Raw genomic sequence first — 11,532 nt, forward strand, 5'->3', positions numbered from 1 at the left:
ATTAGTCTGTGTTTACACACTAAAACTTGCACCACAACCACATGTGGTTGTTGCGTTCGGGTTAGATACAAAAAAGCGTGCACCTTCTAAGCCCTCAGTATAGTCAACTACACCGTCAACTAAATATTGAATACTCATAGGGTCAACCACTAGCGTTACGCCATTTTTTACAATTTCTAAATCGCCAGGATTTGCTTTTTCATCAAAAGTAAAACCGTACTGAAAGCCAGAACATCCACCACCCGTTACGTAAACACGCAGTTTTAGTTCTGGGTTTTCTTCTTCATCGATTAATTGTTTAACACGAACAGCTGCTGCATCGCTAAACTGAATTGGTAATTCTTCTGACATTTTAAAACCCTCAATATCGTAATGGCGTGATTATCTAATACCCGAGTGTTTTAATCAAGTATAGTCAATTAACGCTTTGCTCTAAGTTATACCCATAAATACATTAAAAATGACTGTATATCGCTTATATTGACTGAAAAAAACAGCACTTTAATATGCAACTAGTGGCATGTTAAACAAGTAATTATTTTAACTAAAAAACTCCGTTTTATTATTTGCCATAAATAGCTAATTTAAGTTAATAATTTTATAAAATCACAAGGACTTAGTGGTTGGCTTTTGCTAAAATACAGCTGAAAAATGCACTGAGGAAAAAATGCATGTGGCTGGAGCAGCTCAGGCGTCGACTCGCACAACCTAAAACATCTGTACAATTATGCCTTTTAGGCGTAGTTGCTGGGTTAATTGCTGCATTTTTTATTATTTTATTCCGCTTAACAATTCTCTTTTTTCAAAGTTTATTTTTAGAAACCCCAGACGACTTTACAACCTTGCCAACTCTTGAACGTGTTTTAATGCCTTTAATTGCAGCATTTTTAATTGCGTCATTTGCCGCTTTTACTGGTTTCAAACATTATCGGTTAGGTATCCCATTCGTTATTCATCGTATTAAACGTCATTACGGGCAAATGCCTTTATACAATACACTCAACCAATTTGTTGGGGGGGCTTTGGCATTAATCAGTGGTTTTTCGGTTGGGCGAGAAGGCCCATCGGTACATATGGGAGCAACGGGCGCCAGTATTTTAGCCGATAAACTCCACTTACCACACAATGCCATGCGTACATTAAGCGGCTGTGGAGTTGCTGCGGGTATTGCAGCATCCTTTAACACGCCTCTTGCCGCCGTTATTTTTGTTATGGAAGTCGTGTTAAGAGAATACAAAGTTCATATTTTTGTCCCTATTATGCTTGCTGCAGTAACAGGTGCACTTGCTACTCAGTTCGTATTTGGGGGAGGATCAGAACTTGCACTCATAACAATTGCTCCCTTGAGTGGTTGGCACTATCCATATTTAATTTTATGCGGTATGGCACTGGGCGCTATTGCATACAGCTTTAATCAAAACTTAATGTTAATTATTAAAACATTTAAACCTTTAAGTATGTTTCCTCGTTTACTCATTGCAGGTTGTATCGCAAGTTTAATTGCTTATGCCGTTCCCCAAGCAATGGGATCTGGCATGAGCGCGATAGCTATTGCGGTGGAGTCGCCAGATAATGTGCAATTACTCACCACTATTTTAATTGCTAAATTACTAGCAACTTTATTTGCTATAGGTTTGGGCATACCGGGAGGGTTAATTGGTCCTGTTATTGGGTTAGGCGTTTTAGTCGGGACTATGATGGCGTTTTTTGCTCAGTTTATTAGCCCTGGTACTGATATTGCCGGAACTTATGGTGTATTGGGCATGGCTGGGTTAATGGCTGCCACATTACATGCACCACTTGCAGCGCTAACAACAGTAATGGAGCTTACATCGTCGCCAGAAATAATTGTTCCAGCGATGCTTGTGATAACAACAGCTTATGTAACCGCATTACAAGTGTTTGGTAATCGCTCTATATTTTTGCAGCAACTTGATTTTCAGGGGCTTCCCTATCATGTTTCCCCTGCCACAGAGGCGCTACAAAAGGTGGGAATTATGGATGATATGGATGAAAACTTTAAATTGCTGTTTTCAAACGACAAAGAGCAAATAAAAAATACACTCGATGCCATGGACAGCCAAACGCCATTGATTGTGTTTGACGAAGAAAACGGGTATCGACTTGCAGAATACGATTTAAGCTTAATGTCTGATCAAGCAATCAACCTGAACTATGTAAACTTACAAGGTATTAGCAGTCAAGCAACGTTAGCTGATGCCTTTGATATACTAAAAGATAAGCGCAGTGGCGCTTTATATGTATACAACCTGTTAGATAATCAACAAATAATGGGGCTGTTACGTTGGGATCAAATTCATCATATTTTAACCATCCGTAACAGCTTACTATAAATAATAAGGGTTATTATGAGTGCATTACTGATTTATAAAACGCTGCATATATTTTTTATGATTGCATGGTTTGCAGGCATTTTTTACTTACCACGGTTATTTGTTTACCACGCAATGAGCCAAGAGCGTGCATGTAACTCTATGCTAAAAGTAATGGAACGCAGGCTCCTTTATTTTGTAACGCCATTTGCTATTTTAACGGCTGTTTTTGGTGTACTAACGATTGTGGAATATGGCCGTGAATGGTTTAAATACAGTATGTGGCTGCACTATAAACTAGTGCTAGTTATAATTTTATATTTATACCATGCGTACTGCTTTAAATTACTAGCCGACTTTAAACACGACAGAAATACTAAAACAGATCGTTTTTACCGAATTTTTAATGAATTACCTGTTATTGCATTACTTATTATAGTTGCACTGGCAGTAATTAAGCCGAGCCTTTAAGCTATTTGGTATAAAAAATACCGCATTAATTACACACGACTTAAAATCTAATATGCGCGATTGCGTGCCCCATATTATGGATTATCGCGCCCTTTTGAAAAACTAGGAATAACCCCATGTTAAGTTTCCAAGGTGAACATATTCTGTCTGTTAATCAGTTAGACAGAGACTGCATTGAACGTATTTTTGCAGTAGCAAAAAAGATGGAGCCTTATGCTAAAAAGCAAAAGCAAACAACGGTGCTTGAGGGCGCCATTTTAGCTAATTTGTTTTTTGAACCCAGCACACGTACGCGCGTTAGTTTTGGAACCGCGTTTAACCTGCTTGGTGGAGGCGTGCGTGAAACAACAGGTATGCAAAGTTCAGCTCTTGCTAAAGGTGAATCTTTATACGATACAGCGCGTGTTATTTCAGCTTATGCAGATGCGGTAGCTATGCGCCACCCAGACGCAGGCTCGGTTAGTGAATTTGCCGAAGGCTGTACCGTACCTGTAATTAATGGCGGTGACGGCCCAAATGAACACCCCACTCAAGCACTGCTAGATTTACTTACTATTGAACGTGAGTTACACCGCTTTGATCAAAATATTGATGGTATGCACATCGCTTTGGTTGGCGATTTAAAATACGGTCGTACTGTTCATTCGTTATCAAAACTACTGTGCCATTACAAAAACGTTAAATTTTCAATGGTGGCACCCGATGGCTTGCAAATGCCAACCAGTATTTTAGATGCAGTAGAAAATGCTGGCCATAAAATAGAGCTAGTGAACAAAATGGAAGGTAACTTAGCGGCCGATATCGTGTATCAAACACGTATTCAAGAAGAACGCTTTCCATCTCAAGAAGAAGCAAATAAATACCGTGGCGGATTTAGAATTAGCCAGTCAATTTATAACGCACACTGTAAGCCTAATTCAGTGCTAATGCATCCGCTTCCTCGTGATAGTCGTACTGAAGCTAATGAGCTTGATAACGACTTAAACAGCAACGACAATTTAGCTATATTTCGCCAAGTACAAAACGGCGTATTAATTCGTATGGCATTGTTTGCTTTAACGCTCGGCGTAGAAAACAAAGTTGAGCAATATGAAGTAGACGTGCCTTGGTTTAGCCGCAAACGCGACAGCTAACCCTTTTTTAAGTGACAATTTATAGGATTTTTCATGACAATTAGCCAAGACTTATTTGAACGCGCTCAAACCTCTATTCCTGGTGGCGTAAACTCACCAGTGCGCGCTTTTAATGGCGTAGGTGGCACACCATTATTTATCACAAAAGCAGAAGGTGCATTCACCTTTGATGCCGATGGTAATCGTTATATCGATTACGTAGGTTCGTGGGGCCCAATGATCATGGGCCACAATCACCCGGCTATAAAACAAGCGGTTCATGAAGCAGTTGAAAACGGCCTTAGCTATGGCGCGCCAACTGAAGCTGAAATTTTAATGGCTGAGAAAGTAAAAGCGCTTGTACCTTCAATTGAAAAAGTTCGCATGGTTAGCTCAGGTACCGAAGCAACTATGAGCGCAATTCGCCTAGCGCGTGGCTTTACTAATCGTGACAAAATTCTTAAATTTGAAGGCTGTTACCACGGCCATGCCGACTCACTTTTAGTTAAAGCGGGCTCAGGTGCTTTAACTATGGGCGTGCCTAATTCACCAGGTATTCCTGAAGACTTTGCTAAACACACATTAACAGTATCGTTTAATAACATTGAAGAAGTGAAAGCTATTTTTGAAAAATACGCTGACGAAATTGCCTGTGTTATCGTTGAACCGGTAGCGGGTAACATGAACTGTATTCCACCTGTTGAAGGCTTTTTAGAAGGCCTGCGCGCAGTATGTGATGAATACAAATCGGTGCTTATTTTTGACGAAGTAATGACCGGTTTTCGTGTATCTCTTGGTGGTGCACAAGCGTATTACAACATAAAACCTGACCTAACATGTTTAGGTAAAGTAATAGGCGGCGGCATGCCGGTAGGCGCATTTGGCGGCAAAACTGAAATTATGGATTACATCGCTCCTGTTGGCCCAGTATATCAAGCCGGAACACTGTCTGGTAATCCAATAGCCATGGCTGCAGGTTTAAAATCATTAGAGCTATTAAGTGAGCCTGGATTACACGACAAACTAGAAGCTATTTCAAAAGCAATATGTGAAGGCTTTGAAGCAGGCGCTAAAAAAGCAGGTATCGCACTTACAACAAATTACGCGGGCGGCATGTATGGCTTTTTCTTTACTGATGTTGAAAAGGTAACCACTTACAAACAAGCGACTGAGTGTGACCTAGAGCGTTTTAAACGCTTTTTCCATCTTATGCTTGAAGAAGGCGTATACCTTGCGCCATCAGCATTTGAAGCTGGCTTTGTATGTGCTGCGCACACGGAACAGGAAGTACAAGAAACTATAGCTGCAGCAGAGCGCTGTTTCGCAAAGCTTTAATCGCAAGTATTGCCTAAACGGGGTTTATATACCTACTTTTAAAACAAGCAATCAATACTAAAGATTGAAAAAGCCCTTTAAGGGCTTTTTTTATTTGTAAATTGATATAATTGAATGATAATTAAGCATAACAAGGTCTACTTATCTTCACCCTACTTTATTAAATACAAGAGAGTCTTATGTCTGGATTACGGCAGTTAGCTGCGCCTGCAATGCGCTTAATGGCGAATCTAAAATACAAAACTAAAATAAGCATCACGTTTGGCATTCTCTTGATCCCACTTGCACTAAGCATGTTTTTTCTGGTGTCGTTATTGAGTAAAAGTATTGATGTATCGAAAATGGAACAACAAGGTTTAAAAGGCTATCGAGCAATACTTACTAATCAAATACAAGGGACAACCGATAAAAATATAAATGTGGCACGCTCGCTGGGCTTTAAAATTAAAGACAGCGAAGTAGACGATGTCCTTGAGCTTGTGTCTATTCAATCTAACTTAGCGCTAGATAGCGAACTTGCCAGCGCCTATTTAAATCGTGTATTGGTAACCCGTGTACCTGCTTTTATCACTCAAATAAACCTAACTGCCGCGAGCGCAAATACAGTACTGAACAATAACCAATTTACTCCAGATACCTTTATTGCACTTTCAAACCTAAGTAAATCGTTACCCCAATTTGAGCAGCAACTTTTAAAAACACTTGCTATTGCAACGTCAGCGGATAAATCGGTAAATAAAGCGCTCTCTCCCACTTTAAATGAACTACAAAAATCAGTCTCAGCATTTAAGAACGCGATAGATAAAAAACTACTGGAACCCGACGACATAGAGTTAACTCAGCGTGAATTTTCAGCACTCACTGACAATGTTCAAAAAAATATTAGCGCTTTAATCAACATCAGTATTCCAACTCTAGAATCGTTAATTAGTAATAAAATACAAACCCAGCAGTGGACCAAAAACACTGTACTGATCGCCTCTATAATAAGTTTACTGTTTGCTCTTTATTTAATGGTTGGGTTTTATTTTGCAGTCGTTGACACCATAAGTCGCTTCACTAAAGCAGCCACTAAAGCAGCTAACGGTGACTTAAAGGCAACCCTTAACTCAATCGGGAGTGACGAAATGAGCGTTATTGCTGAGCAATACAACGCCCTACTCAATGCCTTTTCACATCTACTTTCAGATGTTAAAGCCAGCACCAAAGAGTTATGCGATGCCACTCAGTCTCTTTCGCATGCCAGTAGTCAAACCAGTGACGATGTAATAAAACAGCAAACGCGGGTAAATGCAATTAGCCATGCATTAAGCGACATGGCGCAAACTGCACATATAATTGAAGAATCAGCCCATCAGGCAACACTTACTGCACAAAATGCCGCTGAGCATGTAAAACAGGGGTCGAGCAATACCATGGAGCTTGCTCAATACATGCAAGATTTAAAAATGGAGTTTACCGAAAGTCAGCAAGCACTTGACCGACTAGCTCAAGATAGCCAAGAAATTAGTAAAGTAAGTAAAGGGATAAGTGAAATTGCCGACCAAACAAACCTATTAGCACTCAATGCTGCAATAGAAGCAGCTAGAGCGGGTGAACACGGACGTGGTTTTGCGGTAGTTGAAGACGAAGTAAGAACACTTGCATTACGCACACAAACACAAACACAAGAAATTCACCAAATTATTAGCTCACTGCAAAAGGCATCTGACGATACACAAGTTAAAATGCGTTCAAGCGTTGAAAAAATGGAGTTATCTGTCGAAGCCGCAAACCAAACAAATACAGTACTGCAAAGCGCAGAAAGTAGTATGGGTGATATAAAGCATCAAGGCGAGGTCATCGCTGAACGAGTTAAACAGCAAGCCAACGCGACGACTCAGGCACTTAATGACTCGCAAGAAGTTAATAACTTAGCTGATCATACATTAGTGTCAGCGCAATCAACGCTGCAAGACGCCGAGCAGCTTTCACGCTTATCGAATGATTTAACAACGTCAATGCGCTTTTTTAAGTCTTAGCTTTTAATATCTATAGCGCTAAATATCTATAAATAACAAAGCCGCTAAATAGCGGCTTTGTTATTTGAGTTATCATTTTATACAGCGAGGCCTTGGCTCAAATTCACTCACTCTTAATGGAAGCTGTATCACTTTGCCACATCCTGGAGGAGCTTGTTTACCTGTGTGCTCGTTTACAAAGGCCCAACGGATTGAAGGGGGGCGAGTATCGGCAATGGCTTGTGGGTTGAGTGGTTTTAAATAACGGATATAGGCTTCTAGTGCCCCGACACTGCCAGTTAAACCGGTGCTTTTATTATCATCGCGGCCAAGCCATGCAACGGTTACCGTGTTTTGATCAAACCCTGCAAACCAGCTGTCACGTAAATCATTGCTAGTCCCTGTTTTACCGGCTAGTTGAATAGACGGAAAGTGTAAGTTTAATCGCTTTGCTGTGCCGTCTTTTGTTACACGCTTCATTGCATATTTGGTCATGTACACAGAAGCTTCATCAAAACGAGGCTCTGCACTTACTTGATGTTTGTATAGCACGTTACCTACAGAATCAGTAAGTGCTGATATGGATGTTAACTTCTTATACTCACCGTCATTTGCTATGGTGGTGTAAAGCTGGGCAACATCAAAACTAGATAACTCTAAAGCACCTAAGAGTAAAGACGGGTATTCATCTATTTGACCTTCCACTCCGAGTGATTTAAGCGTGTTTGCAACTTTATCCACTCCTATATCTAAGCCTAAATTAACAGCAGGAATATTAATACTATTACTAAATGCTTGATAAAGCGGGATTGCACCACGGTATTGGCGATCAAAATTTTCAGGCTGCCATACATTACCTTCTTCGTTTGTTACCTGTAACGGCGAATCATCAAGTAATGTGGCTAAATTATAATTTGGTGATTGTAGTGCTGTTAAATAAACTGCAGGCTTAACTAAAGACCCTATATTTCTTTTTGTATCCAGCACTCTATTAAAGCCCGAATATCGAACATCACGCCCTGCTACAAGGGCCGATACGCCACCTTTATCTGAATTTACAGAGATCATAGCAACCTCAAGCTTATCTGTTTTAGGGCGTTTCTCTAAATAAGGTAAGCTTTTCTCAACCGAGTTTTCCATTGCTGTTTGTTTTTGTAAATCAAAGTAAGTAAACACCCTAACCCCAGCATCTAGTATTTGCTGGTCGGGTAGTAATTTATTTAATTCACGGTTCACCAGTTCTAAATACCCTGGGTATGATTTTTGTAAACTTTCTTTCATTGGCGCAATGTCTATTGAGCGCTTAAGGGATGCTCGGTATTCTTTTGTGCTTATTAATTTATTTTCTACCATGAGGCGAAGTACTAAATCGCGACGCTCCATAGTGCGCTCTTTGTAGCGGCGAGGATTGTAATAAGACGGCCCTTTCACCATCGCTACTAGCAACGCTATTTGATCGTATTCAAGCTCATCTACTGGTTTTGAAAAATAAAACTCAGACGCCAAGCCCATGCCATGCACGCCTTGGTTATAAGATTGACCTAAATAAACCTCGTTTAAGTAGGCCTCTAATATTTGGTCTTTTGAGTAACGATAATCAAGAATAAGCGCAATAAACGCCTCATTGATTTTTCGCAGCAGCGAACGTTCACGGGTTAAATATATATTTTTAGCGAGTTGCTGCGTTAACGTGCTACCGCCTTGGACTGTTCGCCCTGCTCTAATATTGGTATATAAAGCGCGTAAAATAGAAAAAACAGATACACCGTGGTGCTCATAAAAATTACGGTCTTCCACTACTAGCAAAGTGTCTTTTAACATAGCAGGAAACTTATCAAGGGGAACAAATTCTCTATCTTGCTTCGAATCGTTACCAATGCGGGCTATTTGAACAGGTTCTAATCGGGCGTTGTTCAAGCGCCTACCAAATTTATCTTTTACAGAGGCTACCTTTTGTCCTGCAAAACGCAGTTCAACAACCTTAGACTCCTCCAGCCCATCATAAAATTCAAACTCTCGTCGGTAAATTTTAATGCTATCGGCCGTTTTTACGTATTGGCCGGTCCGGCTAAGCCTATTAACCGATGAATAATTTAGACGTTCGAGTTCAAATTCTACTTCTTGACTTGACAAGAATTGCCCTGGGTAAAACAGCATTGCACGCGCATACACTTGAGCGGGGAGTTGCCATTTATTTCCTTCAAATACACGTGTGGTTTTTGAATCTAAATAAATAAAGTACATGGCCATAGCAATAAAAACAGCCAAACTTAGCTTCCAAAAAACTAGACCATATTTTTCTTCATAAATGAGCGTTTAACAACAGTAGTTGCCGTTTTTTTTGTAGATTTGGGTTTAGCTTTACGTGGCGAACTGCTTGCTTTCGTTGCACGCTTTGAAGGGGTTTTACTACTAGGTGTTTTTTTATTATCAGCCATGTAAGTGTAATGTGTTCCAACGGTTTATTTACAAAGGGGAGCTTAGCATATTGGCCATACCCTAACACCTGAAAAATTAACCTTCCCTGAAACGAAAAAAGCTCTACCTAAAGTAGAGCTTTGATGAACACACTATATAAATTTAGTTATTACGAACAGATACAAACTCAGGGTAAGCTTCTACACCACAGTCGTGCTGATCCATACCGTTAAGCTCTTCTTCTTCTGTAACACGTATACCCATTGTGTATTTTAATATAGCCCACACAATAAGCGATGCTACAAAAACAAATGCCAATATAGTTACTAAGCCGATTAACTGATTAACAACGCTTGCATCACCGTTTGAAAGTGGAACCAGCATAATACCTAGTGCACCACATACACCGTGTACAGAAATAGCACCTACTGGGTCATCAATCTTAATTTTGTCTAGAGCTATAATGCTAAATACAACTAATGAACCGCCTAGTAAGCCTAGTAGACAAGCCATTAATGGAGAAGGTGAAAGAGGGTCTGCAGTAATAACAACTAAGCCCGCTAACGCACCATTAAGTACCATTGTTAAATCAGCTTTGCCCCATAATACTTTACATACAAATAGTGCTGCAATTGCACCCATTGCCGCAGCCGCGTTAGTGTTAAGTAAGATTTGACCTACAGCCGTTGCGTTTTCTTTATCAGATAGTAATAACTGTGAACCACCGTTAAAACCAAACCAACCCATCCACAAAATAAATGTACCTAAAGTAGCAAGCGGTAAGTTAGAACCTGGAATTGGATAAACTTCACCATTTTTTCCGTATTTACCTTTACGAGCACCTAGTAAAATTACACCAGCGAGTGCTGCTGCTGCACCTGCACCATGAACAATGGCAGACCCTGCAAAATCAACAAAGCCCATTTCAGACAAGAAACCACCGCCCCATGTCCAGTAACCTTCCATTGGGTAGATAAAACCAGTTAAAACAACAGTAAATGCTAAGAAAGCCCATAGTTTCATTCGTTCAGCAACCGCACCAGATACAATTGACATGGCTGTTGCAACGAAAACTACTTGGAAGAAAAAGTCAGACTCTAAAGAGTGGTCGGCATCAGCAGCTTGCGTACCAATTAACGCGCCCAGTGATGGCATAATTCCGCCCTCAGCGTTGTCTACATACATAATGTTGTAACCAACTAACAAAAACATGGTACACGCGATTGAATAAAGCGCGATGTTTTTAGTTAAAATTTCAGTGGTGTTTTTAGAACGAACTAAGCCCGCTTCTAACATGGCAAAACCCGCAGCCATCCACATAACTAATATACCCGATATCAAAAAGTAAAATGTATCGAGTGAAAATTTAAGTTCTACAATTGTATTTTCCATAAGCCCCTCTTAAATTGCCTCTTCGTCAAGTTCGCCAGTACGGATACGAACTATTTGATCTAAGTCGTACACAAAAATTTTGCCGTCACCAATTTTGCCTGTTGATGCAATTTTTGTGATTGCTTCAACAACGCGCTGACAGTTTTCTGTACGAGTTGCAATTTCAAGTTTGATCTTTGGAATAAAATCGACTTGGTACTCTGCACCACGATATAGCTCTGTATGACCTCGTTGACGTCCAAAACCTTTAACATCAACTACAGTCATCCCCTCAATTCCTAAATCAGCGAGCGCTTCACGCACATCGTCTAATTTAAATGGTTTTATGATTGCACTAATCATTTTCATAGCGGCCCCCTCGGACTCTTTATTGTTATCCTGTTGGGTAACATAATCCAACCTTTGTGCCACTATTTAATTTAATTTAAAAACAACAACTTAACCTTTAAAACTAAACTACACCATAAAAAA

Annotated in this window: 8 protein-coding genes and 1 pseudogene; 5 read left to right on the top strand and 4 right to left on the bottom strand. The window is 40.1% G+C overall.

Going from position 1 to position 11,532, the window contains the following annotated elements:
* Nucleotides 1-12: 12 nt before the first annotated feature.
* Nucleotides 13-351 carry an iron-sulfur cluster insertion protein ErpA gene (gene erpA / locus P20480_RS08190; protein WP_006791504.1) on the bottom strand — a complete coding sequence of 113 codons (339 nt, stop codon included), beginning with the start codon at nucleotides 349-351 and terminating at the stop codon, nucleotides 13-15.
* Between the two features lie 320 nt (nucleotides 352-671).
* Here erpA and P20480_RS08185 point away from each other — a divergent pair, with 320 nt between their 5' ends.
* From P20480_RS08185 to P20480_RS08165, 5 genes are all read left to right on the top strand, one after another.
* Nucleotides 672-2,354: a chloride channel protein gene (locus P20480_RS08185; protein ID WP_006791505.1), complete on the top strand. Its 1,683-nt coding sequence runs from the start codon at nucleotides 672-674 to the stop codon at nucleotides 2,352-2,354.
* 15 nt (nucleotides 2,355-2,369) lie between these two features.
* Nucleotides 2,370-2,804 (top strand): CopD family protein, encoded by a 435-nt coding sequence (locus P20480_RS08180; protein ID WP_006791506.1) that lies wholly within the window; start codon nucleotides 2,370-2,372, stop codon nucleotides 2,802-2,804.
* A 116-nt stretch (nucleotides 2,805-2,920) separates the two neighbouring features.
* A complete protein-coding gene (locus P20480_RS08175; RefSeq protein WP_006791507.1) occupies nucleotides 2,921-3,937 on the top strand; it encodes an aspartate carbamoyltransferase in 1,017 nt (338 codons plus the stop codon).
* 33 nt (nucleotides 3,938-3,970) lie between these two features.
* Nucleotides 3,971-5,251 carry a glutamate-1-semialdehyde 2,1-aminomutase gene (gene hemL, locus P20480_RS08170; protein WP_008130089.1) on the top strand — a complete coding sequence of 427 codons (1,281 nt, stop codon included), beginning with the start codon at nucleotides 3,971-3,973 and terminating at the stop codon, nucleotides 5,249-5,251.
* A 179-nt stretch (nucleotides 5,252-5,430) separates the two neighbouring features.
* Nucleotides 5,431-7,272, top strand: coding sequence for a methyl-accepting chemotaxis protein (locus P20480_RS08165; protein WP_008130091.1), 1,842 nt, complete (start codon nucleotides 5,431-5,433; stop codon nucleotides 7,270-7,272).
* Nucleotides 7,273-7,344: 72 nt separating this feature from the next.
* Here P20480_RS08165 and mrcB read toward each other — a convergent pair.
* The 3 genes and pseudogenes from mrcB to P20480_RS08150 form a co-directional block, all read right to left on the bottom strand.
* Nucleotides 7,345-9,689 (bottom strand): annotated as a pseudogene (gene mrcB / locus P20480_RS08160) (penicillin-binding protein 1B).
* A gap of 142 nt (nucleotides 9,690-9,831) precedes the next feature.
* Nucleotides 9,832-11,061 (bottom strand): ammonium transporter, encoded by a 1,230-nt coding sequence (locus tag P20480_RS08155; RefSeq protein ID WP_008130095.1) that lies wholly within the window; start codon nucleotides 11,059-11,061, stop codon nucleotides 9,832-9,834.
* Nucleotides 11,062-11,070: 9 nt separating this feature from the next.
* On the bottom strand, nucleotides 11,071-11,409 hold the full coding sequence (locus tag P20480_RS08150) for a P-II family nitrogen regulator (protein WP_004587162.1): 339 nt from the start codon (nucleotides 11,407-11,409) through the stop codon (nucleotides 11,071-11,073).
* Nucleotides 11,410-11,532 lie beyond the last annotated feature (123 nt).

It is taken from the genome of Pseudoalteromonas sp. BSi20480 (assembly GCF_000241365.1).
GTDB classification, from domain to species: Bacteria; Pseudomonadota; Gammaproteobacteria; order Enterobacterales; family Alteromonadaceae; genus Pseudoalteromonas; species Pseudoalteromonas marina.